The organism is Streptomyces sp. NPDC059897 (assembly GCF_042730865.1).
Lineage (GTDB): Bacteria > Actinomycetota > Actinomycetes > Streptomycetales > Streptomycetaceae > Streptomyces.
In genome coordinates this window covers 14,390-37,688 of sequence record NZ_JBHWKQ010000066.1, presented here as the reverse complement: position 1 = coordinate 37,688, position 23,299 = coordinate 14,390, and the positions used below count along the sequence as shown (strand labels likewise).

19 protein-coding genes and 1 pseudogene are annotated in these 23,299 nt (G+C 73.2%); 13 read left to right on the top strand and 7 right to left on the bottom strand.

Annotated elements, in window-relative coordinates; genetic code table 11:
• Positions 1 to 70 precede the first annotated feature (70 nt).
• From ACFV9W_RS37705 to ACFV9W_RS37685, 5 genes are read left to right on the top strand one after another with little or no spacing between them, the layout of a single operon-like run.
• Positions 71 to 1,258: a hypothetical protein gene (locus ACFV9W_RS37705; RefSeq protein WP_385770364.1), complete on the top strand. Its 1,188-nt coding sequence runs from the start codon at positions 71 to 73 to the stop codon at positions 1,256 to 1,258.
• Entirely contained in the window at positions 1,255 to 3,462 is a 2,208-nt protein-coding gene (locus ACFV9W_RS37700; RefSeq protein WP_385770362.1) for a tetratricopeptide repeat protein, read from the top strand. The genes ACFV9W_RS37705 and ACFV9W_RS37700 overlap by 4 nt, the downstream gene beginning before the upstream one ends.
• Positions 3,459 to 3,995, top strand: coding sequence for a flavin reductase family protein (locus ACFV9W_RS37695; protein ID WP_385770360.1), 537 nt, complete (start codon positions 3,459 to 3,461; stop codon positions 3,993 to 3,995). Before ACFV9W_RS37700 ends, ACFV9W_RS37695 begins: the two co-directional genes overlap by 4 nt.
• A gap of 53 nt (positions 3,996 to 4,048) precedes the next feature.
• A complete protein-coding gene (locus ACFV9W_RS37690) occupies positions 4,049 to 4,534 on the top strand; it encodes an Lrp/AsnC family transcriptional regulator (protein WP_385770358.1) in 486 nt (161 codons plus the stop codon).
• A 32-nt stretch (positions 4,535 to 4,566) separates the two neighbouring features.
• Positions 4,567 to 5,283, top strand: a complete 717-nt coding sequence (locus tag ACFV9W_RS37685; protein ID WP_385770356.1) for an HAD family hydrolase — start codon at positions 4,567 to 4,569, stop codon at positions 5,281 to 5,283.
• Here the strand turns inward: ACFV9W_RS37685 and ACFV9W_RS37680 are convergent.
• Together ACFV9W_RS37680 and ACFV9W_RS37675 are read right to left on the bottom strand one after the other, a co-directional pair.
• Positions 5,231 to 6,886, bottom strand: coding sequence for an AMP-binding protein (locus ACFV9W_RS37680; protein ID WP_385770354.1), 1,656 nt, complete (start codon positions 6,884 to 6,886; stop codon positions 5,231 to 5,233). The two genes, ACFV9W_RS37685 and ACFV9W_RS37680, sit on opposite strands and share 53 nt — an antisense overlap.
• Before the next feature lie 11 nt (positions 6,887 to 6,897).
• The gene (locus ACFV9W_RS37675) at positions 6,898 to 7,539 is read right to left on the bottom strand and encodes a TetR/AcrR family transcriptional regulator (protein WP_385770352.1); all 642 of its coding nucleotides are present in this window, start codon (positions 7,537 to 7,539) and stop codon (positions 6,898 to 6,900) included.
• Between the two features lie 87 nt (positions 7,540 to 7,626).
• Here ACFV9W_RS37675 and ACFV9W_RS37670 point away from each other — a divergent pair, with 87 nt between their 5' ends.
• Positions 7,627 to 10,749 carry a carboxyl transferase domain-containing protein gene (locus tag ACFV9W_RS37670; RefSeq protein WP_385770350.1) on the top strand — a complete coding sequence of 1,041 codons (3,123 nt, stop codon included), beginning with the start codon at positions 7,627 to 7,629 and terminating at the stop codon, positions 10,747 to 10,749.
• 59 nt (positions 10,750 to 10,808) lie between these two features.
• On the top strand, positions 10,809 to 11,837 hold the full coding sequence (locus ACFV9W_RS37665; RefSeq protein ID WP_385770348.1) for a Ppx/GppA family phosphatase: 1,029 nt from the start codon (positions 10,809 to 10,811) through the stop codon (positions 11,835 to 11,837).
• Here ACFV9W_RS37665 and ACFV9W_RS37660 read toward each other — a convergent pair.
• The 3 genes from ACFV9W_RS37660 to ACFV9W_RS37650 form a co-directional block, all read right to left on the bottom strand.
• Complete coding sequence (locus tag ACFV9W_RS37660; protein ID WP_385770346.1) at positions 11,817 to 12,875, bottom strand: LLM class flavin-dependent oxidoreductase; 1,059 nt, start codon at positions 12,873 to 12,875, stop codon at positions 11,817 to 11,819. The genes ACFV9W_RS37665 and ACFV9W_RS37660 overlap by 21 nt on opposite strands.
• Positions 12,875 to 13,417, bottom strand: a complete 543-nt coding sequence (locus tag ACFV9W_RS37655) for an SRPBCC family protein (RefSeq protein WP_385770344.1) — start codon at positions 13,415 to 13,417, stop codon at positions 12,875 to 12,877. Before ACFV9W_RS37655 ends, ACFV9W_RS37660 begins: the two co-directional genes overlap by 1 nt.
• Positions 13,418 to 13,513: 96 nt before the next feature.
• The gene (locus ACFV9W_RS37650; RefSeq protein WP_385770342.1) at positions 13,514 to 14,011 is read right to left on the bottom strand and encodes a winged helix-turn-helix transcriptional regulator; all 498 of its coding nucleotides are present in this window, start codon (positions 14,009 to 14,011) and stop codon (positions 13,514 to 13,516) included.
• A 146-nt stretch (positions 14,012 to 14,157) separates the two neighbouring features.
• On the opposite strand from ACFV9W_RS37650, the gene ACFV9W_RS37645 reads away from it, so the two are divergent.
• The 3 genes from ACFV9W_RS37645 (at position 14,158) to ACFV9W_RS37635 (ending at position 17,521) form a co-directional block, all read left to right on the top strand.
• Positions 14,158 to 15,015, top strand: coding sequence for an AAA family ATPase (locus ACFV9W_RS37645; protein WP_385770340.1), 858 nt, complete (start codon positions 14,158 to 14,160; stop codon positions 15,013 to 15,015).
• Positions 15,012 to 16,367, top strand: coding sequence for a VWA domain-containing protein (locus tag ACFV9W_RS37640; protein WP_385770338.1), 1,356 nt, complete (start codon positions 15,012 to 15,014; stop codon positions 16,365 to 16,367). Before ACFV9W_RS37645 ends, ACFV9W_RS37640 begins: the two co-directional genes overlap by 4 nt.
• A gap of 101 nt (positions 16,368 to 16,468) precedes the next feature.
• Positions 16,469 to 17,521 (top strand): acyltransferase family protein, encoded by a 1,053-nt coding sequence (locus ACFV9W_RS37635; protein ID WP_385770366.1) that lies wholly within the window; start codon positions 16,469 to 16,471, stop codon positions 17,519 to 17,521.
• Here the strand turns inward: ACFV9W_RS37635 and ACFV9W_RS37630 are convergent.
• Positions 17,475 to 18,986 (bottom strand): aminotransferase class I/II-fold pyridoxal phosphate-dependent enzyme, encoded by a 1,512-nt coding sequence (locus tag ACFV9W_RS37630; protein WP_385770336.1) that lies wholly within the window; start codon positions 18,984 to 18,986, stop codon positions 17,475 to 17,477. The two genes, ACFV9W_RS37635 and ACFV9W_RS37630, sit on opposite strands and share 47 nt — an antisense overlap.
• A gap of 237 nt (positions 18,987 to 19,223) precedes the next feature.
• Here ACFV9W_RS37630 and ACFV9W_RS37625 point away from each other — a divergent pair, with 237 nt between their 5' ends.
• Together ACFV9W_RS37625 and ACFV9W_RS37620 are read left to right on the top strand one after the other, a co-directional pair.
• Positions 19,224 to 19,664, top strand: coding sequence for a CBS domain-containing protein (locus tag ACFV9W_RS37625; protein WP_385770334.1), 441 nt, complete (start codon positions 19,224 to 19,226; stop codon positions 19,662 to 19,664).
• A gap of 37 nt (positions 19,665 to 19,701) precedes the next feature.
• On the top strand, positions 19,702 to 20,874 hold the full coding sequence (locus tag ACFV9W_RS37620; protein ID WP_385770332.1) for an FUSC family protein: 1,173 nt from the start codon (positions 19,702 to 19,704) through the stop codon (positions 20,872 to 20,874).
• Here ACFV9W_RS37620 and ACFV9W_RS37615 read toward each other — a convergent pair.
• On the bottom strand, positions 20,814 to 21,659 hold the full coding sequence (locus tag ACFV9W_RS37615) for an endonuclease/exonuclease/phosphatase family protein (protein WP_385770330.1): 846 nt from the start codon (positions 21,657 to 21,659) through the stop codon (positions 20,814 to 20,816). The genes ACFV9W_RS37620 and ACFV9W_RS37615 overlap by 61 nt on opposite strands.
• A gap of 78 nt (positions 21,660 to 21,737) precedes the next feature.
• On the opposite strand from ACFV9W_RS37615, the pseudogene ACFV9W_RS37610 reads away from it, so the two are divergent.
• Positions 21,738 to 23,265 (top strand): annotated as a pseudogene (locus tag ACFV9W_RS37610) (FAD-dependent oxidoreductase).
• Positions 23,266 to 23,299 lie beyond the last annotated feature (34 nt).

Here is a 23,299-nt window from a genome sequence, read left to right as displayed (position 1 = left end):
GGGTCGGACCGCCTTCGGGGTCCGACCCCGGCCACCTGCAACTCCCGTCTCCCACAAGGGGGTGTGCCGGATGAACGGCACCGTTCGGCTGCACCGGCTCACGATGGTCGCCGAGGACGACGGCGTGATGGTCGGCCGGCCCGACACCGGTTCGTACGCGGTGTTCCCCGAGGAGGGGGCACAGGCGCTGCGGATGTTCGCCGACGGGGTGCCCGTCGGCGAGGTCGCCGACTGGTACGAGCGCACGTGCGGCGGACCGCTCGACATGGACGACTTCCTGGAAACCCTCGCCGACCTCGGCTTCCTGCACACCGGCGGGCCGGAACCGGAGCGGCGGCGGATGCGCTGGCAGGGGCTCGGCAGAGCGCTGTTCTCCTGGCCGGCCTGGACCGCGTACGCCGTCCTCGTGGCGACCACGGTGACCGTGATGGTCCGCGATCCGGGGCTGCGGCCCTCGTACCACCAGGTGTTCTTCACGCACTATCTGACGCTCATTCCGCTGACCGTCTTCGCGCTCGCGCTGCCGTGCATCGTCGTGCACGAGGCGTTCCACGCGCTCGCCGCGCGCCGGCTCGGCCTGCCGTCCACGCTCGGGATCGGGCGCAGGCTCTACTACCTGGTCGCGGAGACCCGGCTCGATTCGCTGCTCAGCGTGGAGCGCCGGAAACGCTATCTGGTTTTCTGGGCGGGCATGCTGGCCGATGTGGTCCTGCTGTGCGGGTTCACGCTGCTTTCGGTCGCGCTTGACACGAACGCTATTCCGTCGTGGATTCACAAACTCTGTCTTGCTGTCGCCTTCACCTGCGTCCTGCGCCTCATCTGGCAATTCCTGTTCTATTTGGAGACGGACATCTATTACGTGGTGTCGACCGCGACAGGATGCACGGATCTGCAGAATGCGTCGCGGTTCCGGCTGCGTTCCGGGTTCCGCCGGACGCTGCGGCTCGCACCGCCGACCCCGGACACCGAGTGGTCGCCGCGCGACCGGGCCGTGGCCCGCTGGTACGCGCCGCTGCTGTTCGCCGGGTACGGGTTCTCGCTGGCCTCGCTCGCCTGGGCCGGGATTCCCACCGCCACGCGCTTTTGGACGACGGTCGCGGGCCGGCTCGGCGACCCGGACACCCCGTTCTGGGACCTGGTGGACGCGGCGGGCTTCCTGCTCCTGTCCGCTCTCCAGATCGGGCTGCTCGTCCACGTCACACTGCGGGACCGGCGGGGCCGGTCCCGTCCCCACTCATCGCAAGGAGCCCTGACATGACCGCTGTCCTGTCGACGCGCCACTGGTGGTTCGACGCCACCGCCACCGCGGACACCACGGCCGCGGAATCGCCGCCCGCCCCGTCCATCGAGGTCCGCTGCCACCGCCGGTTACGCGGACCGTTCACCGCCGCGCACTTCCTCCTGCACCGGGCCGTGCCCCAACTGGTGGCGCACGACCGCGAGTTGGCGGCCTCGGAGCGGGCGACCGAAGTGGAGTCCATCGCGCCCGAGCTGATGGCGATCGTGCCGACGCCGCCGCAGACCCTCACCAATCTCGCCGACGCCAAGGAACGCACCCGCTTCTATCCGGCGACCCGCGCCCTGCGCATCGCGCACGGTGTCGCCGAACTCCTCATGGACTGGGCGCGGGTGGCCCACCCGCGCGGCCTCACCCTCGCCTTCCGGGGCCTGGACGAGGCCGACCCCACGGACCGGGACCTCGTCGCCGTGCTGCTGCGGCGCTGCGATCCAGCCACCCTGACCGTGGTCGTGGACGGCGCGGGGGCGGCCGACGACCTGCTCGGCAGGGCGCTCGCCGCACACACCCACCGGGTCCCCCGGCTGCCGTTCGTGGACGCGGAGCTGCTGCCCGACACGGACCTCGCGCAGCGCTACATCGACAGCGACGGCACGAGCGACGACGCGCGCCTGCTCCGGGCCTACGAAGCGCTGCCCGCCGCCGAGCGGGCCCGCCGCCACACCGCGCGGGCCGAGCTGCTCGCCGGCCGGGACGAGCCGACGCTGCGGCTCGGGGCGGTCCCGTACCACCTGGAACACGGCACGGACCCGCGGGGCGCGGGCGTCGAGGCGATCGTCGAGGCCGTCACCGCCTGCTTCAACAAGGGGTTCTACGAGGCCGTGGTGGACCTCGCCGAACGCGGGCGGGCCCTGCTCGCCGACACCGAGCCCGACCGTACGTACTGGAACCTGACGCACAAGACCGGCGCCTGCCTGTGCTACCTGGGGCGCGGCGCGGACGCGTTCGCGTACTTCGAGGAGATGCGGCGCGGCTCCACCTCGCCGGACGCGCACATGGGGACCGCGTACCTCATGGCGATGCTCTACACCCGGTTCCTGCCGAAGGACGCGCACGACGAGGACCTCGCGCTGGCCTGGGTGAACACGGCGATCTCGATCGCGGACGTGCACCCCGATCCGCACAAGCGGGTCCTGGTGCGGGCGTTCATGCGCAACGCGCGGGCGCTGGTCGAGCTGCACCGCGGCAACGCCGACGGTTCGCTCGCCCTGGTCGACGAGGCGATGGCGATCACCGACGCCGACTTCGGCCCGGACGAGCAACTCCTGCACCGCTCCGTGCTGTTGTACAACCGGGCGCAGGTGCGCGGCGCGCGCGGCGACCACACCGCCTCGCTCGCCGACTACGACGAGGTGATCCGCCGCGACCCGGACTACGGCGACTACTACTTCGAGCGGGCCGCCCAGCACCGCGCACTCGGCGCCACCCGTGAGGCGCTCGCCGACTACGCGGCGGCGATCCGGCTCACGCCGCCGTTCTACGAGGCGCACTTCAACCGGGCCGATCTGCTGCGGGAGCTGGGCGACGACGCGGGCGCGCTGCGCGATCTGGACTACGCCCTGGCCGTCGAGCCGGACCACATCGACTCGCTGCTGCACCGCGCGGACCTGTCCCTGGAGCGCGGCGGCTTCGACCGGGCCCGCGCGGACATCGACCACGGCCTCCACCTCGCACCCGGAAACCCCCAACTGCTCGCCGCGCAGGGTGCCTTGCACTACGAACTGGGTGACACGCGTGCCGCGTACGAGAGCTACTCGGCGGCACTGAAGGCCGATCCGGGGTGCCTCGCCGCCTGGGCGAACCGGGCCGTCCTCGCCTTCGACGCGGGCCGCCCGGCGGAGGCCGTCGACGACCTGGACGCGGCGCTCGCCCTCGACGACGACGCGGAGCTGCGGGTCAACCGGGCCGTGGCTCTGCAGTCCCTCGGCGAGCACCGGCGCGCGGTGGCCGACCTGGAGCGCGCGCTGGCAGCCTCGGCCGCCGGCCCGCCCGACCCGGAGCTGTTCTACCTGCGGGGCGTCAGCCGCTTCGCCCTCGACGACCCGACCGGGGCGGTGACGGACTGGCGGGCCCACCTGGACGCGTACGAGCGGGACGACGCCTCGCCGCACGCCGAGGAGATCCACGCCCGTGCCGGGGCCGCGCTGCGGGAGCGGGCGGCGTGACCGCCGGGGCGACGAGTCCGCCGCGCATCGAGGCGGCCCGCTCCGACCTCGTGCGGTCCGCGCTGCGGCGGCACGCCAAGGGGGTCGCCGTGGTCACGGTCGGCGGGGAGCGGCCCGCCGGGTTCTGTGTCACCTCGCTGGCCTCGCTCTCCCTGGACCCGCCGCTGCTGTCGTTCACGGTCGGCCTGCGGTCGGGGTCGTGGGAGGCGGTGCGGGGCGCGACGTGGGTGCTGGTGCAGCTGCTCGCGGCCGGTCAGGAGGAGGTGGCGCGGGTCTTCGCCGGCCCCCGCCACGCCCGCTTCGGGCCGCGCACCTCCTGGCACCGCGATCCGCTGGGCCTGCCCGCCCTGGACGGCGTACTGGCCCGCTTCGTCCTGGCCCCGGTCAGCATGCGGCCGGTGGGCGACCACGCCCTGGTCATCGGGCTCGTGGTGCGGGCGGGCCGGGTCGCGGAGGCGGGGCCGCTGGTGCACCACGACGGGGCGTTCGTCGGCCTGCCGGAGCCACCCGGTGCGACAGGCGGGCGACACTGAGCCATTGGTACAGTCGGCGGCGTTCCGCCGCGCCACCGAAGGAGTCCGACGCCATGGCCGTGGACCAGCTCGACACCCGCATCCTGCGGCTCCTCCTGGAACAGCCGCGCACCAGCATGCGCGAGTACGCCCGGATCCTCGGGGTCGCCCGCGGCACGCTGCAGGCCCGGGTCGACCGGATGGAGCGGGACGGTGTCATCACGGGCGTGCAGCCGTCCCTCTCCCCCGCGGCCCTCGGCCACCCGGTGCTCGCCTTCGTGCACATCGAGACGACGCAGGGCCACCTGGGGGACGTCGGGGACGAGCTGGCCGGGGTGCCGGAGATCATCGAGGCGTACTCCACCACCGGCGGCGGCGATCTCCTCGCCCGCGTGGCGGCGCGCGACGCCGAGCACCTGGAGGATGTGATCCAGCAGCTCAACCGGCTGCCGGGCGTGGTCCGAACCCGCACCGAGGTGGCGCTGCGCGAACGCGTCCCGCACCGGCTGCTGCCACTGGTCGAGGCCATCGGAAAGGCGGCCGGGCAGCCGCGCGGATGATCGGCGGACGCCGGTCCTGCATCCTGGGTCACATGAGCGACGCGAACCACCCCTCGTACCACTTCGGCGACACCGCGGTCGTCTTCGATCTCGACGGCACCCTCGTCGACAGCGAGCCGAACTATTTCAAGGCCTCCCTGGGCACCCTGGCCCGGCAGGGCATCACGGACTTCACATGGGCCGACCACGAGACGTACGTGGGGATCTCCACGCTGGAGACCATCGGCATCTGGAAGCGGCAGTACGGCATCGAAGCGCCGGACGGCGAACTCCTTGAGGAGATGAACGCCCGCTATCTGGAGCTGGCGCGCGCCGAGACCCATGTCTTCCCGCAGATGCGCCTGTTCGTCGAGCGGCTCGCCGCGGCGGGTGTGCCGATGATCGTCGCGTCGGGATCGTCGCCGGAGGCCATCGACGCGATCCTCACCGGCACGGGGCTCGCGGCGCAGCTGCCGCTGTACGTGTCGGCGGACGAGGTGGAGCACGGCAAGCCGGCCCCCGACGTGTTCCTGGAGGCGGCGCACCGGCTCGGCACGCGGGCCTCGCACTGTGTGGTCCTGGAGGACGCGGCGCCGGGGGCCGCCGCCGCGCACGCGGCCGGCATGCGCTGCATCGCGCTGCCGTATGTCGCGGCGCAGGCGGAGGACCCGGCGTTCACCACGGCCGACCTGCTGTTCAAGGGCGGTCAGGAGGAGTTCACGGCGCGCGCCGCGTGCGAGTGGCTCGAGCGCTCAGCTCCGTCTTCCTGATCTTCCCGGTGGGGGTGAGCGGCAGCTCGTCGAGTATCTCGACGATGTGCGGGACCTTGTACGTCGCCATGTTCCCGGCCGCCCACTCCCTCAGCCCGTCCCCGGTGAGCGCGGAACCGGGCACGGTGCGGGCGAACGCGTACGGGCGCTGACCGGTCTCCGGGTCCTCGACCGCGACGACCGCGGCGGCGAGCACATCGGGGTGCTGGGCGAGCAGCGTCTCCACTTCCGTGGGGAAGACGCTCATGCCCTTCACCTTGATCATGTCCTTGTCGCGGCCCAGGTAGTGCAGACACCCCTCCTCGTCGAGGGCGCCGATGTCACCGGTGTGCAGCCAGCCGTCCCGCAGCGCGCTCTCCGTCGCCTCGGGAGCCCGCCAGTACCGGGTGAGCACGGACGGGCCGCGCACCACGATCTCGCCCCGTTCCCCCAGCGGCAGCGGCTCCCCGGTCGTGAAGTCGACGACCATGAAGTCGGTGCCGGGGACGGGGAGTCCGCAGAACACCGGGTCGCTCAGCAGATCGTGGTCGCCGTCCTGGAAGCCGAGTGTGTTGGTGTCACTGGTGTGTGTCTCGGTCATCCCGTACGAGGCCTCGCGCAGCACACTGTGTTCGCCGACGGCCTCCTTCCACCGGGCGCGCAGGGCGGGGGTGAGCTTGCGGATGAAGGAGACCGTGAGCGGGGTCGACAGGCTCGTCAGGTCGTGGCGGGCGAAGTCGGGGTGGTCGAGGAGTTCGAGGTAGTTCTCGACGGTGCCGGCCATGGTGGTCACGCCGTGGGTCTCGATGGCGTCGAGGACCTCGGCCGCATTCCAGCGCGTGAGCAGGATGCTGGTGCCGCCGGAGACGAGCGGGGCGAGGATGCCGAGGTTCTCGCCCGCGATCCAGAAGATGGGCAGATAGCAGACCGAGACGATGCCGCGCGCCCGCTCCTCGTCCGTAGCGACCCGGCCGTTGTCGATGGCGGTGGCCGTGTAGACCATGTGCCGCTGGGTGTGCTCGCAGCCCTTGGGCAGTCCTGTGGTGCCGCCGGTGTAGTTGAGGGCGGCGAGCGCGTCGAGGTCGTCGGCGACGGCCTCGTGGCGCTCGTGGGCGACGGCCGTCGGCCAGTCGGCGTCCGCCAGCACGGTGCGTACGGGGGTGTCGGCCCGCACCTCGTCGACGGCGGGCAGCAGCGCGTCCCGCGTGACGAGCAACTCCGGTCCCGCGTCGTTCAGTTCGTGCCGCAGCTCGGCCGCGCGGAACATCGGGTTCACCGGCACGTGCACCGCGCCGATGCGCAGCACGGCGAGCAGGGCGACGACGAAGCGGGCCCCGTTCGGCAGGAAGACGCCGACGCGGTCTCCGGGCCGTACGCCCTGTGCGGTCATCCAGCCCGCCAACCTGGCGCTCTGGTCGTCGAGTTGCCGGTAGCTGAGGGTCCCGCCCGCCGTGACGATCGCGGGCCGGTCCGGATTCCTGGCCGCCCAGCGGGCCACATGCCCGGGGAGCGTCAACTCCCCTGCCTCGTGGCGGGTTTCGGACGGCTGACGGCCCGCCCTGGACTTGGCCTGGCGGGCGCGCAGGTCGTGCAGATACGCCTCTGTGGCTGTGCCGGTGGACAACGTGCGGCTCCCTACTGCTGTGGTGCTGCTCCGATACCGAGAAGGTGCACATACATGGCGGTCGCGTCGGCGACCGCCTGGTCGTACGCGGCCGGGCGCTCGGCGACCAGCCGCGCGAACTCGATGCTCATGCCGCCGACGGCACGCGACAGGGTGAGCGGGTCGACGACCGGGTGCGCCCGGCCCTCGGCCGCGATCCGGCGTACGTAGCGGGCGGCGCGGCGCACCGGACGCTCGCGGATCTCCTCCCACAGGGCGCGCACCTCGGCGTCGCCCCGCGCCTGCTGTTCGATGAGGACGAGCAGGGGCAGGTGCCGGGCGTAGGCGGCGATGAACGCGGCCGTGGAGGCGCGGGCCACCGCAGGCACGTCGTCCGTGTCCACCCCGGGCACGTCCTGCGCGCTGAGGAACGCGTCCCGCACGCGCCCCGCGAGCACCCGGAAGACCTCTTCCTTGGACGCGAAGTAGACATAGAACCCGGCCCGCGACACCTCGGCCTGCGCCGTGATGTCGGCGATGGTCGCCGGGCCGTAGCCGAGCCGCGCGAAGACCAGTTCCGCCGCGTCGAGCAGCCGTCCGCGCGCCGGGGCGTCGGTCCGGTCCCGGGCGGTGCGGACGGACCATTCCTGTTGTGCCTGCTGACTGCGTGCCACAGCGCCAGAGTATTGACGTTGACGTCAGTGTCAATGAGCATGACGGAATCCGGTTCTGAATCCGAATTCGACTTCCCGGAGGGGCTCATGGGGTCTGCCGCCGTACTCGTCGCCAATCGTGGGGAGATCGCCGTCCGGGTGCTGCGCGCCGCCGCGGAACTCGGGCTGCGCACCGTGGCCGTGCACGAGCCGGGCGACGAGGCGCACCTGCACCTGGCGGACGAGGCCGTGCCGCTCGCGGCGGGTGGGTACCTGGACGCCGAGGCGCTGGTCGCGGCCGCGCGTGGGAGTGGCTGCACGTATCTGCACCCGGGGTACGGCTTCCTGAGCGAGTCCGCGGGGCTCGCCCGGCGGTGCGCGGACGCCGGTGTCACCTTCGTGGGCCCGTCCGCCGACGTGCTCGACCTGTTCGGGGACAAGGCGCGCGCCCGGGCGCTCGCCGTCGGGACCGGAGTGCCGGTGCTGCCCGGCACGGAGGGTGACACCACGCTGGAGGAGGCACGGGCGTTCCTCGCCGATGGACCGGTGATGGTCAAGGCCGTGGGCGGGGGCGGCGGGCGCGGGATGCGGGTCGTACGGGACCCGGCGGAGCTCGACGAGGCGTGGGAGCGGTGCGCGTCCGAGGCGCGACAGGCGTTCGGTCGCGGCGAGTTGTACGTGGAGCGGCTGTGGGAGGGCGCCCGGCACATCGAGGTGCAGGTCGTCGGCGACGGTGACTCCGCGAGTCATCTGTGGGAGCGGGACTGCAGCGCGCAGCGCCGCCACCAGAAGCTCGTCGAGATCGCCCCGGCGCCGGGCCTCGACGCACGCGTGCGCGACCGGCTCCTCGACGCCGCCCTGCGCCTGGCCCGCGCCGCCCGGTACACGGGCGTCGGGACCGTCGAATTCCTGGTCAGGGGCGAGGAGTTCGTGTTCATGGAGGCCAATCCGCGCCTCCAGGTGGAGCACACGGTGACGGAGGAGGTGACGGGTGTCGACCTGGTCGCGGCGCAGCTGCGGATCGCGGCGGGCGAGAGCCTGGCCGGCCTCGGGCTCGCCACCGAGCCGCCCGCCCCGCGCGGCTTCGCCGTGCAACTGCGGGTGAACGCGGAGGTCACGGGGCCGGACGGCTCGGTGCGCCCGTCGGCGGGGCGGCTCGCGCGCCTCGACGTGCCGACGGGCCCCGGTGTGCGCGTCGACACCGCCGCCCGCACCGGCACGGAGGTCGGCACGCGCTACGACTCGCTCCTCGCCAAGGTCGTCGCGCACGCGCCGGCCGGCGACTTCGCGGCGGCGTGCGCGCGGGCACGGCGGGCGCTCGACGAGTTCACGGTGGAGGGCGTGCGGACCGGCATCCCCTTCCTGGCCGGACTGCTCGACCATCCCGGGTTCACGGCGGGCGGCTTCGACACCGCGTTCGTGCAGCGCCACTTGGCGGAGCTCGCACCGTCCGAAGCCACCGCGCCCGAGGGCACCACGGAACCGGGCACGGTCGTCGCGCCCATGGCGGGCACGGTCGTCGCCGTCGAGGCCGAGCCCGGCCGACTCGTCGCCGCGGGCGCCACCTTGCTCGTCCTCGAAGCGATGAAGATGGAGCACGTGGTGCGCGCCGAGCACGCGGGCGTCGTCCGTGCCGTGCGGGCCGCCATCGGTGAAACGGTGGGCGAGGGCGCCGAGTTGGTGCTGCTCGACGTGACGGAGGGCGACGACGCACAGGAGGACGCGGCCGAGGAACTCGACCTCGACGCGGTGCGCCCCGACCTCGCGCAGGTCGTCGCGCGGCACGCCTTCGGCCTCGACGAGAACCGCCCCGAAGCGGTCGCCAAGCGGCATGCGACCGGGCTGCGCACGGCCCGCGAGAACATCGAGGACCTGTGCGACCCGGGAACGTTCACCGAGTACGGCGCGCTCGCGGTGGCCGCCCAGCGGCGGCGCCGCCCGCTGGACGACCTGATCCGCTCGACGCCCGCCGACGGCATGGTCACCGGCACCGGCCGGATCGGCGGCGCGCCCGTGGTCGCCATGTCGTACGACTACACGGTGCTCGCCGGAACGCAGGGCCACAACAACCACCGCAAGACCGACCGGATGCTGCACCTGGCCGAGGAGCGCGGGCTGCCCGTCGTGCTGTTCGCGGAGGGCGGCGGTGGCCGCCCGGGTGACACCGACACCTCCTCCATCGCGGGCCTCGACGTCATGACGTTCCATCAAATGGCGCGGCTCAACGGCAAGGTGCCGCTCGTCGGCATCGCGTCGGGACGCTGCTTCGCGGGGAACGCTGCGCTGCTCGGCAGCTGCGACGTCATCATCGCGACGCCGGAGGCGAACATCGGCATGGGCGGACCCGCGATGATCGAGGGCGGCGGCCTCGGCGTGCACCGCCCGGAGGACATCGGCCCGCTGTCGGTGCAGGTGCCGAACGGGGTGGTGGACCTGCCGGTCGCCGACGAGGCCGAGGCGGTGCGCACGGCCCGCGCCTACCTGTCGTACTTCCAGGGCCCGCAGGCGAATTGGGAGGCGCCCGACCCGCGCCGCCTGCGCCACGCGATCCCGGAGAACCGGCGCCGCGCCTACGACATCCGCGCCGCGATCGAGGGGCTCGCCGACACGGACTCGGTGCTCGAACTGCGCCGCGGCTTCGGGGCCGGGGTGATCACGGCACTCGTACGGATCGAGGGCCGCCCGATGGGCCTGGTCGCCAACAACCCGGCGCATCTCGGCGGCGCCGTCGACCGGGACGCGGCGGACAAGGCGGCGCGCTTCCTGCGGCTGTGCGAGTCGTTCGGCCTCCCGGTCCTCTCGCTGTGCGACACCCCGGGCTTCATGGTGGGCCCGGACTCCGAACGCACCGCGACCGTGCGGCAGTTCGCGGACCTGTTCGTCGCGGGCGCCCGGCTCACCGTGCCGCTGGTCTGCCTCGTGCTGCGCAAGGCGTACGGGCTCGGGGCGATGGCCATGATGGGCGGTTCGACGCGGGCGCCGCTCGGCACGGCGGCCTGGCCGAGCGGCGAGTTCGGCGGGATGGGCCTGGAGGGCGCGGTGCGGCTCGGCTACCGCCGCGAACTGGAGGCCATCGCCGATCCCGCCGAGCGGGAACGGGCCTTCGAGGCCCGGGTCGCGGAGCTGTACGAGCACGGCAAGGCGGTGAACGCGGCGGCGGCCCTGGAGATCGACGCGGTCATCGACCCGGCGGATTCACGGAGTTGGATCATGTCCGCGCTGGACGCGTAGGCATCCGCCACGGAAATGTCCGCGCATTGATGCACGCCAAGAGGGGTACTCGAACGATCATGCGTATCAGTGTGGTGGATGTCGGTTCGAACACCGTGCGCCTCGCGATCGCGGACGCGCGCGACGGGGCGCCGCTGCCGGTGCACACGGCCAAGCGGCGGCTACGGCTCTCCGAGCTGGTCGACGGCGACCGCAGACTGGGCCCCACGGCCGTGGGACGCCTGGTCGACGCGGTACGGGCGGCGGTCACGGAGTCCGAACGCTGGGGCAGCGACGAACCGTTCGTCTTCGCCACGGCCATCGTCAGGGACGCGCCGAACCGGGACGAGGTGCTCGACGCCGTCGAGGCGGGCACCGGGGTGCGGCCCCGCGTGCTGCCCGGCGAGGTGGAGGCCGAGCTGACGTTCCTCGCGGCGCGGCGCTGGATGGGCTGGCGGGCCGGGCCGCTCGGCGTCCTCGACATCGGCGGCGGCTCGCTGGAGGTCGCCTTCGGGCGCGGCCGGCTGCCCGAGTTCGCGATCTCGCTGCCGCTCGGGGCGGGGCGGCTCACGCGCGAGCACCTGCCGGCCGACGGGTCGGCGCCGACGGAGCGGGACCTGAAGGCGCTGCGGCGCCATGTCCGGCATCAGCTCAGGGACGTCGCGGCGCGGATCCGCTGGGAGGGGCCGCTCACGGCGGCGGCCACGTCCCGTACGTTCACACAGCTGGCGCGCCTGTGCGGGGCCCCTCCGGGGCGGCACGGGCCGTTCGTGCCGCGGCAGTTGAGCCGGCAGGCGTTGGGGGTCGCGGTGACCGAGCTTGCGGCGTTGCCCGCCGAGCGGCGGGCGGAGCTGCCGGGCATTTCCGCGCCCCGCGCGTCGCAGTCCCTCGCGGGGGCGCTGGTCGGCCATACGGCGATGAAGCTCATGGGCATCCGCGAGCTCACGGTCTGCCCGTGGGCGATCCGGGAAGGGATCCTGCTGCGGCGGATAGAGGGCGACGCGGGATGGTCCGCGACCGGCCACCCGGCGCTCCACGTCGCAGCCGACCGCACCTACGCCACGGGGCTCCGCCCCGGACCCCGCTCCTCAATCGCCGGAGGGGCTTGATTGGCGTACCAGCTCGATCGCTCGGCCCAGTGTCGCGAGCCGCGCAGACACCGTGTCCCCGGCCGGGTACAGGCGCACCGTGTCCACCCCCGCGTCCCGCCACACGGCCAACCGGTCCCGCACCATCGCCTCCGTACCGATGAGCGTCGTCGCGAGGACCATGTCGTCGGTGACCAGACCGGCCGCCCCGTCCCTGTCACCCGCCTGCCAGCGCTCGCGCACCGCCGCGGCGACTTCGGCCCAGCCCTGCCTGCTGTACGCCTGGTTGTAGAAATTGGTCGAGGCGGAGCCCATGCCGCCGAGGCTGAACGCGAGCTCCTTCTTCCGGCCGCCCACCACGGCCGCCAGCTCCTCCTCGTCCTCGACGAAGTTCACCTCGGCCCCCTGGCAGATGTCGAGGTCGGCCCTGGTCCTGCCGGACGCCGCGAGCCCCGCGTCCAGGTGGTCGAAGTACGCCTCCTTCGCCCCCTCGGGCACGAAACTCGTCCCGAGCCACCCGTCGGCGACCTCCCCGGTCAGCCGCAGCATCTTCGGCGACAACGTCGCGAGGTAGACGGGCAGTTCGTGCTCCGCCCGCATCGACAACCGCATCGGCTTCGCGTCCCCGCCGGGCAACGGCAGCGTGAACTTCCGCCCCTCGTAGGCGAGTTTGTCTCCCGTCGCCGCCATCCGCACGATCTCGACCGTCTCCCGCATCCGCGCCAGCGGGCGCGCGAACGGCACCCCGTGCAGGCCCTCGATCACCTGCGGCCCCGACGGTCCGAGCCCCAGCAGGAAGCGGCCCTCGGAGATGTTCGACAGGGTGATCGCGGCGCGCGCGATGGCGGCCGGGGTCCGGGTGGCGAGCTGGATGATGCCGGAGCCGAGCAGCATCCGCTCCGTGCGCGCCGCCAAGTACCCCAGCGGGGAGGGCGCTTCGGAGCCCCAGGCCTCGGCGACCCAGCAGATGTCGAGGCCCAGCCGCTCGGCCTCGGTGACGAAGTCGACGGTCTCCCGCCAGTTCCCGCCGGACGCCTCGATGGTGGTCGACGTACGCATCAGACATCCACCCCTTCCGCGCCCTCGCCCGAGCCCGCGCCCGGTTCCGCCAGCGCCTTCAGCCCGTCCAGCGTCGCGTTCATGCCCCGCTCCCACTCCCGCAGCCGCCCGTAGACGATCTTCTGCTCCTTCTCCGGCATCCGGTCGATGGCGTACGAGAGGCCGGAGCGTCCCGGCCCCATCCGCGCCCACTGCGTCAGCTCCGTGCCTCCGTCCTCCGTCGCCGTCATGTTGAACCGCCATACGGCGCTGGGCCGTTCGGGATCGCCCACGGCCCACGCGAAGACGCGGCCCGGCTCGCACTCGACGACGTACGAGGTGGTCTCCCACGCCCCGAACGCCTCGTGCCTGCTGCGCCCCAGGAAGCAGGCGCCGACGCCGCGCTCCTCCCCCAGCCACTCGGCCGACTGGAGTTCGGCGCTGAACCGGGGCATCAGACCGACGTCGCCGACCAGCTCCCACACCCGTCCCGGGGGCGCGGCGATCGTGCGCCGCACCTCGACGGTCGGCGCGTCCGCGTAACGTGCGCCCGTCCACTCCATCGTGCTCCACCTCTCCGTAGAACAGCCTGTGACCACGAGAGTTTCGTAGATGGACTCACTGCGTCAAGAGCAACCGGGCCATCGTTAGGGATCGGTTCAGCGGGTGAAGCGTGCCGCGATGTCCGGGCGGCGCGCGAGCTTCTGCGGGTAGCCGGGGCCCATCCGCGCATGGGTGTCGTCGGCGGTCATCGGCTCGCCGCAGTGCCCGCAGACGACCGCCGCCTCGGCCTCGTGGCCGCACCGGTCGTGCTCGAAGACGACGGGCGCGCCCTCCTCGCCGGACAGCCAGCGGTTGCCCCAGGCGTTCATGGCGGCGAGGACGCCGAAGAAGTCGCGGCCCTTCTCGGTGAGGACGTAGTCGTGCCGCACGGGCGCGGTGTCGTAGGCGCGCTTCTCCATGAGGCCCGCCTCGACCAGGCGCCGCAGCCGCTCGGCCAGGGTCGTCCGGGCGATGCCGAGTTCCTGCTGGAACACGTCGAAGCGGGTGATGCCGTAGAACGCCTCGCGCAGCACGAGCGGCGTCCACCAGTCCCCCAGGAGGTCCATGGTGCGGGCGATGGAGCAGGGCCAGTCGGCAAAGGAAGTGCGCCTCATGACCGAAAGGATACGGACGGGCCGCGGAGCGGGTATCGGTACAGGACTCAGGACGTGACGTTCGCCATGAACGGCGTCGGCCCATTGTGGACCGGGCCCCCGGCTGATCATCTGGAGACCTACAACGCACCGAGCAGGAGGCCCCGTTGTTCGCTTCCGTGGACGAAGTCACCACGCGCCTGGCCGAGACCGGCTACCTGGCCTCACCCGCCGTGGCGACCACCGTCTTCCTCGCCGCCAAGCTCGGCAAGCCGCTGCTCGTCGAGGGCCCGGCGGGCGTCGGCAAGACGGAACTCGCGAAGGCGGTCGCGGCGATCTCCGACGCCCGCCTGATCCGCCTCCAGTGCTACGAGGGCGTCGACGAGAGCCGCGCCCTGTACGAGTGGAACCACGCCAAGCAGCTGCTGCGGATCACGGCGGGCCGCGACGAGACGTGGGACCAGACCCGCACGGACATCTTCAGCGAGGAATTCCTCCTCTCGCGCCCGCTGCTCTCCGCGATCCGCGGCGACGACGCGAAGGTCCTGCTCATCGACGAGATGGACAAGGCGGACGTCGAGGTGGAGGGGCTGCTCCTCGAAGTGCTCTCCGACTTCCAGGTCACCGTCCCGGAGCTCGGCACCATCGCCGCCACCACGCGCCCCTTCGTGGTCCTCACCTCGAACGCGAGCCGTGAACTGTCGGAGGCGCTGCGCCGCCGCTGTCTCTTCCTCCACATCGGCTTCCCCGAGGAGGAGTTGGAGCGCCGCATCGTCGCCCTGAAGGTGCCCGAGCTCGACGCGGTGCTCACCGAGTCCCTCGTACGGGTCGTGGGCGCGCTGCGCGCGATGGATCTGCGCAAGGTGCCCTCGGTCGCGGAGACGGTGGACTGGGCGCGCACCCTCCTTGCGCTCGGTGCGGACCGCCTGGACGAGGAGGTCGTACGGGCGTCCCTCGGCGTCGTCCTCAAGCACCAGGAGGACGTGAACACGGCGGCGGCCAAGCTCGACCTGGACGCGGTGTGAGCACGGCCCTTTCGGTCGCCGACCGGGTCACGTCGCTCGTGCGGGCGCTGCGCGCGCACGGCATCCGGATCGGCACGGGCGAGAGCGTGGACGCCGCGCAGGCGGTGGCGGCGCTCGGCATGGACAGCCGGGAGCACCTGCGCGAGGGCCTCGCCGCCGCGCTCCTGCACGACCAGGGGCAGCGCGCGGTCTTCGACCCGGTCTTCGACGTGTACTTCCCGCAGGCGGTGGGCGCGCCCGGCCGGGGCGGCGCCACCGACCGGGACAGTCTGCGCGAGCGCCTCACCGAGGCCCTGGCGGCGAACGACCGCGCCGCGCTGGCCCGCCTGGCGGCCGAGGCGGTGGACTCGCTCGGCGGCTACGACGCGAACGGCTGGTCGTCCCAGCAGACCCTGGACCGGCTGCGCCCGCAGACGCTCCTCGCCCCCGTCATGTCGGCGATCCGCGCGGGCGGCAGCGGCCAGACCGGGGCGTTCACCGACCGTATCGAGGCGGACGAGATCCGCCGCCGCATCGAGGAGTTCCGCGACGGAGTGCGCGGCGAGGCGCGTCGCCGGGTCGCCGAGGCCCGCAACCGCGACGAGCTGGCCCGCCGGATGCCGGTCCAGACACCCGACCGCACCGTGTTCCTCTACGCGGACAAGGCCCAGCTCGCCGAGTTGCGCCGCACGGTCCACCCCCTGGCCCGCAAGCTGGCCACGCGCCTCGCGGCCCGCAGGCGCCGCGCGGCCCGGGGCCACATCGACCTGCGCCGGACGCTGCGCGGCTCGCTGTCGACGGGCGGCGTCCCGATGAAGCCGGTCCTGCGCAAGCGCCGTCCGACGCGTCCGGAACTGGTGCTGCTCTGCGACGTGTCGGGTTCGGTGGCCGGCTTCGCGAACTTCACGATGCTCCTGGTCCAGGCCCTGCACGACCAGTTCAGCAAGATCCGCGTCTTCGCCTTCGTCAACCGGACCGACGAGGTCACCGACCTCATCGCGCACGGCGCCGCGGACGCGGAGGGCCTCGGCGCCCGCATCGCGGCCGAGGCCACGCTGACCGGCTGGCACGGCAGCAGCGACTACGGCACGGCGCTCGGCGAGTTCGTGGAGCGCTACGAGTCCGCGGTGGGCCCCCGCACGACGGTCCTGATCCTCGGCGACGCCCGCAACAACCAGCAGAACCCGAATCTCCCGGCCCTGCGCCGCATCACCCGCGCCTCCCGCCGCACGTACTGGCTCAACCCGGAGCCCCGCTCCCAGTGGGACACCGGCGACTCGGCGGCCTCCACGTACGCGGAGGTGGTGGCCATGCACGAATGCCGCAACACGCGCCAGCTGAGCGAGCTGGTGGGCCGCCTGCTCCCCGTCTAGCGGCGACCGCCACGGCGCACTCTCCGTGGCTCTCTCACTTGCGCGATCGCGCAGGTGCGGGAAGCGTGGCCGGGAGGCTCACCGACCGGGACGGAGGCCGCATGAAGGCGGACGGCCGCGACGCGTACTTCGACAACGCCAAGTACCTGGCCATCGTCCTCGTCGCGCTCGGGCACGCCTGGGAACCGCTGCGCGGGGACAGCCGCGCCGCCTCCGCGCTGTACTTCACCGTCTACACGTTCCACATGCCCGCGTTCATCGTGATCTCCGGCTACTTCTCGCGGTCGTTCGACGCGAGCCCCAGACGGATGAAGCGCCTGGTCGCGGGCGTACTGGTGCCGTATGTGATCTTCGAGATCGCGTACACGTTCTTCAAGCGCACGGTGGGCGACGACCCGGACTACCCGATCACGCTGCTCGACCCCTGGTACCTGACCTGGTTCCTGATCGCGCTGTTCATCTGGCGCATCACCACCCCGCTGTGGAAGGTCGTGCGGGCGCCGCTGCCGCTGGCCCTCGCGGTCGCCGTGCTCGCCGCCGTCTCCCCCGACATCGGCGACGACCTGGACCTCCAGCGGGTGCTGCAGTTCCTGCCGTTCTTCGTGCTCGGCCTGGTCCTGAAGCCGGAGCACTTCCAGTGGGTGCGCCGCCGTCGGGCCCGCGTCCTCGCCGCGCCGGTGTTCGCGGGCGCGCTGCTCGTCGCGTACTGGGCCTCGCCGCGGATGACCGCCGCCTGGTTCTACCGCCGTGACAGCGCGCAGGAGCTGGGCGCGCCCGGCTGGACGGGCGTGGTGATGACGCTCGCCCTGTTCGCCTGCTCAGTGATCCTCATGGCCTGCTTCTTCGCGTGGGTGCCCGGTCGCAGGCTGTGGTGCACGGCGCTCGGCGCGGGCACCCTGTACGGCTATCTGCTGCACGGCTTCCTGGCGAAGGGCTCGCGCTTCTGGGGCTGGTACGACCACGACTGGGTGCACACGCCGCTCGGAGAGATCACCGTGACCGTGATCGCGGCGGCGGTCATCACCGCGCTGTGCACGCGGCCCGTGCGGTGGCTGTTCCACTGGGCGATGGAGCCCGAGATGGCGTGGGCGTTCAAGCGGGACCCGGTCAAGCCGGACGCGGCGCGTCCCGTGCCACCACCCGGATCGTCCTGAGCGAGGGGTCCGCCGGGTCCGGCACGTTCATGCCGGCCTCGATGCCGGTGCGCAGATACGTGAGCACCGGCTCGGTGAGCCGCTCCCCCGGCAGCACCGCCGGGATGCCCGGCGGGTACGGGGTGGTCATCTCGGCGGCCACGCGGCCCGCGGCGCGCTCCAGCGGGACGTCCTCGACCGGCCCGAAGTACGCGTCACGCGGCAACATGGCCTGTTCCAAACGCAGTTCGGAGGGCTTCGGCACCGCGACGGCGGGCGCGCCGCGCAGTTCGGTGCGGTGCTCCTGGACGTCCCGCAGGCCGTCCAGGAGCGCCGCGAGGGTCGCCGGGGAGTCGGCGAAGGTGAGCTGGGCGCCGATCCTGCGGTGGTCGGCGATGTGCACGTCGAGAGCGCGGTGGGAGCGCAGCCAGTCGGCGACGCGGTAGCCGCTCGTGTCGAGGTCCGCCACGTCGATGAGGACGGGCAGCGGGTCGAGGTCGTGGGCGAGCCCGGGGCCGGTGAGGTCGTCGGGTCCGTACACGTGCAGTCCTTCGATCGCGTCGATGTCCTGCCGTGCCTGCGCCGCCAGGTCGAGGGCGTCGCCGAGCAGTTCCTGCCCGTGCAGCCGCATCTGCCGCCGCCAGCCGTCGAGGCCCGCGTAGATGAGGACGGAGGGGCTGGTGGTGCCGAGCAGGTCGGCGCGGGAGGTGAGCGTGTCCGGGTCGATGAGGTCGCCGCGCAGGTGGAACACCGAGCCCTGTTCGAGGCCGCTGCCCATCTTGTGGATGCTGGTGACACACACGTCGGCGCCCGCGTCCATCGCCCACTTGGGCAGGTCGGGGTGGAACGGCAGGTGCGCGCCCCACGCCTCGTCGACGATCAGCGGCCTGCCGCGCGTGTGGCAGACCTCGGCGAGCCGCGTCAGGTCCGCGCAGGTCCCGTACGGGGTCGGGCTGGTGATCAGGGCCCCGCGCGCGTCCGGGTGCCGCGCGAAGGCCTCCTCGTACGCCTCCGGGGACGGCGGGTGCGCGAGGCCGCGCTCGGCGTCCCACTGCGGTTCGACCCACACGGGATCGATGCCGCACAGGATGAGCCCGCTCACCACGGACTTGTGGGCGTCGCGCCCGATGAGCAGCTGCTCGTGCGGCCCGGCGACGGCCAGCATCGCGGCCTTGACCGACAGGGAGCTGCCGCACGTGGTGAAGAAGGTGTGGTCGGCGTGGACCGCGTCGGCCATCAGCTCCTCGGCGCGCCGCAGGACGCGGCCGCGCATCCGGCGGTCGTCGAGGCCGCCGCTCGCGAGGACGTCGGCGTGGAAGGCGTCGCCGAGCACTCTCCTGGCCTGCTCGTCGGCGCCGCGCGCCTGTTTGTGACCGGGCGGGGTGAAGGCGAGCCTGCCGTGCGCGTGGTAGGAGTCCAGGGCTTCGAGAACGGGGGCGGAGGTGTGGTCCATGGGGGCCGGGTACCGGGAGTCGGTCCTGTTCATGCCGCCTGCTCCTGCCGGGTCGTGTGGCGGCGAACGGATTCAGCCGCGCAGGCCGTCTGCATGTCCCACGAGTCACCCGATTTCGGCCACGTATGTCTCCGGTGAACCGCGTGAACATCTCCCGTGAACTGCGCGAACGTGCTGCGGGACGGCGGTGCGGGCCGCATGGGCGGCTGCCGCGGGGGTACTCCGCGCCCGGTGACCGATCCACTCGATCCACAGGACGGAGGACGCGACATGACCGCCAGGGTGCGGGACGTGATGACTCAGGGTGTGACGGCGGTTCCCCCGGACATGCCGCTCAGCCAGGCCGCGCAGGCGATGCGCGACGAGGGCATCGGGGCCGTGCTGGTCTGCGCGGGAAGCCGGCTGGTCGGCCTTGTCACCGACCGGGACATCACGCTGCGTGTTGTCGCGGACGGCGCGGACCCGCGCGTCATCGACGCGGGCATGGTGTGCACACCGGACCCGCTGTACCTGGGCCCGGACGACGAGTCCGAACACGCGGCGGCGCTGATGCGCCGGCACGCGGTGCGCCGGCTGCCCGTGCTGAGCGAGGGCCGGCCGGTCGGCATCGTGAGCATGGGCGACCTGGCCCGGCACCGGGACCCCGGCTCTGCGCTCGCCGACGTCAGCAGGGCGGCCGCGAGCCCCGGCCAGGGCTTCGTCGCGACATGACCGAGCCGGCGGGCCCGCGCGTGACGGGGTGAGGCGCGTGTTCCGACAGGCGGGGCGCGCGCTCGCGGGCGAGGTCGGGGCCATCGGCCGTTCCGCGCGCCGCGCCGTGTCGGTTCCGGGGCCCGAGCGGGCCACCGCCGTGCAGGCGCTGAAGGCCGCCGCCGCGGCGATCGCGGCGTGGGCCCTCGCGGGCTGGTGGTGGAACGCGCCGATGGCGCTGCTCGCGCCGTGGACCGCGGTGGTTCTGGTGCACAGCACCGTGTACCGCTCGGTGCGCTCGGCGGTGCAGCAGTTCCTGGTCGTCGCGGCGGGCACCCTCATCGCGTCCGGGGCGATGGCGCTCACCGAGAACGTGATGATCGGGATGGCGATCGCGCTGCCGGTCACCGTGCTGATCGGCTCGTACGGGCGCTTCGGCGACCAGGGCTGGTACGCGCCGAGCGCCGCCCTCTTCGTCCTGACGTACGGCTCCTACGGGCCCGCGGAGATCGGGCACCGGCTCCTGGAGACCGTCCTCGGCGCGGTCGTCGGCGTCCTGGTCAACGCGCTCGTGCTGCCGCCCGTGCACACCAGCGACGTGCGGCGGCTGCGCGCCCAGGTGCCGGCGGACTGCGCCCGGCTGCTGCGGGAGATCGCCGACGGCATCGAGGACGGATACGGCGCGGCCGACGCCGAGGAGTGGCACGGGCGGGCGCTGCGGCTCGGCGCGACCGTCGCCGAGCTGCGCACCGCGCGGCACCGTGCGGACGAGAGCCGCCGCCTCAACCCCGGCCGCCGGCTGCGCCGCGGGCGGCCCGCCCCGCCGTCCCGCGACATCCGCTGGGAGCGGGTCGCGGACCACCTCGCGGAGGCCCTGCGCTCGCTGACGGAGGCCGCGCACGACACCCCGCCGTTCGAGACGCCTCCGCCGCAGGCGCTGCGCGAGCTGGCCGCGCTGCTGCGCGCGGCGGGCGAGGCCCGCGCCTGTGACGCCGACCGGATCGGCCGCACGGGCGGGGAGCCGGCGGCGGAGGCGATCGACGCGGCGCGGGCGGCGTGCGACCGCATCGCCTCGCACCTGGCCGACCCGGCGGGCCGCGGCTTCGCCTCGCTCGGCGAGCTGACCACGGCGACGACGCGCCTGCTGGACGACCTGGCGGCCGCGACGGATCACTCCTCCCAGGTCCCGGGCGCCCGCTCCGGCACGGCGAAGTCGGCCCACACCCCGTAGTGGTCGCTGACCTGGACGCCGTCGACCGGTTCGACGAGGAACCGCTCGCACGCCTCGACGCGCAGGGTCGGCCCGTGCCGACCGCAGCGCGCCAGTACGTGGTCGATGCGGCGCCCCGCCTCCAGCGGCATGTCCCCCGCGCGCACCAGCGGATTGCGCGGGCTGAAGGTGTGCCCCGGCGCTGCGCCGTGCACGGCCTCCCATGCGTCCTGGTAGCAGACGCTCGCCCCGCCGAGGGACTGCAGGCCGCGCCAGAACCGCAGGCTCGCGGCCTCGGGCCCCGCGTCGAAGTCGCCGAGGACGAGGACGTGCCGCAACCGCCCCGCCCCCTCAGCGAGCATCCGCTCGGCGAGGAGGGCCGCGGCCCGCGCCTGCCGCTCCCGCTCGGCCTCGAAGCCGTAGGGCCAGCTCGGCTTGTGGTGGACGACCAGGACGCCGCCGAGGGGGTCCTCGTACGCGACCTCGGCCGCCGCCACCCCGCACCACGGCGTACCCGCCGTACGTTCGGTCACCTGCAACGGATCGGTGCGCACGCGGCCGAGCGGGGCGCGCACGGCGAGCACCGCGCCGACGCCGTCCGGGCCGGTGCGCGGGTGCGGGACGAGCCGCCAGCCGTCGGCCTCCAGGCGTCGTAGGTCGTCCGGCACCACTTCCTGCAGGGCCAGCACGTCGGGGGCCGCGTCGGCGAGCGCGGCGGCGAGAACACGGCGCAGCGCGGGCCCGTCCGCGTACTCGGGGGCGAGAACGTTCATGGTCAGCGCGCGCAGGCGCGGTTTCGCGGTCATCCGGGCTCCTTGTACGGGACACCGGCCGGGTACCCGGATTCGATGCTTGATCAGCTCCTTCGGGGGAACTCGGCGCCCATGACCGAAAGCGCATCCGCCCAAGGGTCGTACTGGATCGAGTCCGCGCCCGGGCCGTCCTTCCCACCGCTGGAGCGCGACGTGAACGTGGACGTCGTGGTGATCGGCGCGGGCGTCGCCGGGCTGAGCACCGCGTGGGAGCTGACACGCGCCGGGCTGAGCGTGGCCGTCCTGGAGGCGGGCCGGATCGCCGAGGGCGTCACCGGGCACACGTCGGCCAAGCTGTCCGCGCTGCACACGCTGACCTACCAGCGGCTGCGGCGCACGCGGGGCGCCGAGGCGACCCGCCAGTACGCGCGCTCCCAGTCGGCGGCCGTGGAGCACGCCTTCGAGGTGGCCGAACTCATCGGCGTCGACTGCGAGTTGGAGCGCCGTGACGCCTACACCTACGCGACCGAGGCACAGCATCTGTCCGCGGTGCGGGCGGAGGCCGGGGCGGCGCAGGCCGCGGGGCTCCCCGCGTCGTTCGTGCGCGAGACCGATCTGCCGTTCCCGATCGCCGGGGCGGTGCGCGTGACCGGGCAGGCCCAGTTCCATCCGCGCAAGTACCTGCTCGGGCTCGCCGAGGACCTGCGGGCACGCGGGGCGCTGGTGCACGAGCACACGTCGGTGTTCGGCCTGGAGGAGGACCACGCCTGCCATGTGACGGCCGAGACGGGCGCCCGGGTGACCGCGCGCGACGTGGTCGTCGCGACCCACTACCCGATCTTCGACCGGGCCCTGCTGTTCGCCCGGCTCGCACCCCGCCGGGAGCTGGTCGTGGCGGCCCCGATCAACGCGGAGCGCGATCCGCACGGCATGTACATCACCCCCCGAGGAGAACACGCGCTCGGTGCGCACCGCGCCCTACGCGAACGGGCAGCGGCTGCTCATCGTCACCGGCGAGAAGTTCACCCCCGGCACCGGCAACACCCCGCAGCGCCTGGAGCGCCTGGCCGCATGGGCCGAGGACCACTTCCCCGGCATCGAGCCCACCTACGGGTGGGCGACGCAGGACACGTTCCCCTGCGACACGACACCGCTCATCGGCCTGCTGCACCCGGCGGCCAAGCACACGTACGTCGCCACGGGCTTCAGCGGCTGGGGCCTGAGCGGCGGCATCATGGCGGGCTCGCTGCTCACCGCGCTCATCACGGGGCGTGAGGTACCCGAGTGGGCCGGCCTCTACGATCCGCGCCGGGTGCGCTCGGTGCTGCGCGAGGCGCCCCGCTTCCTGAAGCACCAGGCCGATGTGGCCGCCCACTTCTTCGGCGACCGGCTGCGGCCCCCGAGCGTCGACTCCGTCGACGAACTGCCCCCGGACACCGGCTCCGTGCTGCGCACGCAGGGCGGCCGCAGCGCCGTGTACCGCGACCCCGACGGGAAGCTGCACGCCGTGTCCGCGCGCTGCACCCACCTGGGCTGCCTGGTCGCGTTCAACGCGGCGGAGCGCGCCTGGGAGTGCCCCTGCCACGGCTCCCGCTTCGACACCGACGGACAGGTCCTCCAGGGCCCGGCCACCCGGGGCCTTGAGCAGCGCGACATCTGAACCACCCGACGCAGAGCACGAGTCGAGGGAGAGC

Excerpts from the sequence above, each read along its gene's own strand:
- ACFV9W_RS37650 (WP_385770342.1), bottom strand. The coding sequence starts at position 14,011 with ATGAGGCGCACTTCCTTTGCCGACTGGCCCTGCTCCATCGCCCGCACC.
- ACFV9W_RS37615 (WP_385770330.1), bottom strand. The coding sequence starts at position 21,659 with ATGACCGCGAAACCGCGCCTGCGCGCGCTGACCATGAACGTTCTCGCC.
- ACFV9W_RS37665 (WP_385770348.1), top strand. The coding sequence starts at position 10,809 with ATGCGTATCAGTGTGGTGGATGTCGGTTCGAACACCGTGCGCCTCGCG.
- ACFV9W_RS37670 (WP_385770350.1), top strand. The coding sequence starts at position 7,627 with ATGGGGTCTGCCGCCGTACTCGTCGCCAATCGTGGGGAGATCGCCGTC.
- ACFV9W_RS37630 (WP_385770336.1), bottom strand. The coding sequence starts at position 18,986 with ATGAACAGGACCGACTCCCGGTACCCGGCCCCCATGGACCACACCTCC.
- ACFV9W_RS37700 (WP_385770362.1), top strand. The coding sequence starts at position 1,255 with ATGACCGCTGTCCTGTCGACGCGCCACTGGTGGTTCGACGCCACCGCC.
- ACFV9W_RS37635 (WP_385770366.1), top strand. The coding sequence starts at position 16,469 with ATGAAGGCGGACGGCCGCGACGCGTACTTCGACAACGCCAAGTACCTG.
- ACFV9W_RS37655 (WP_385770344.1), bottom strand. The coding sequence starts at position 13,417 with ATGGAGTGGACGGGCGCACGTTACGCGGACGCGCCGACCGTCGAGGTG.
- ACFV9W_RS37690 (WP_385770358.1), top strand. The coding sequence starts at position 4,049 with ATGGCCGTGGACCAGCTCGACACCCGCATCCTGCGGCTCCTCCTGGAA.
- ACFV9W_RS37685 (WP_385770356.1), top strand. The coding sequence starts at position 4,567 with ATGAGCGACGCGAACCACCCCTCGTACCACTTCGGCGACACCGCGGTC.
- ACFV9W_RS37660 (WP_385770346.1), bottom strand. The coding sequence starts at position 12,875 with ATGCGTACGTCGACCACCATCGAGGCGTCCGGCGGGAACTGGCGGGAG.
- ACFV9W_RS37705 (WP_385770364.1), top strand. The coding sequence starts at position 71 with ATGAACGGCACCGTTCGGCTGCACCGGCTCACGATGGTCGCCGAGGAC.
- ACFV9W_RS37625 (WP_385770334.1), top strand. The coding sequence starts at position 19,224 with ATGACCGCCAGGGTGCGGGACGTGATGACTCAGGGTGTGACGGCGGTT.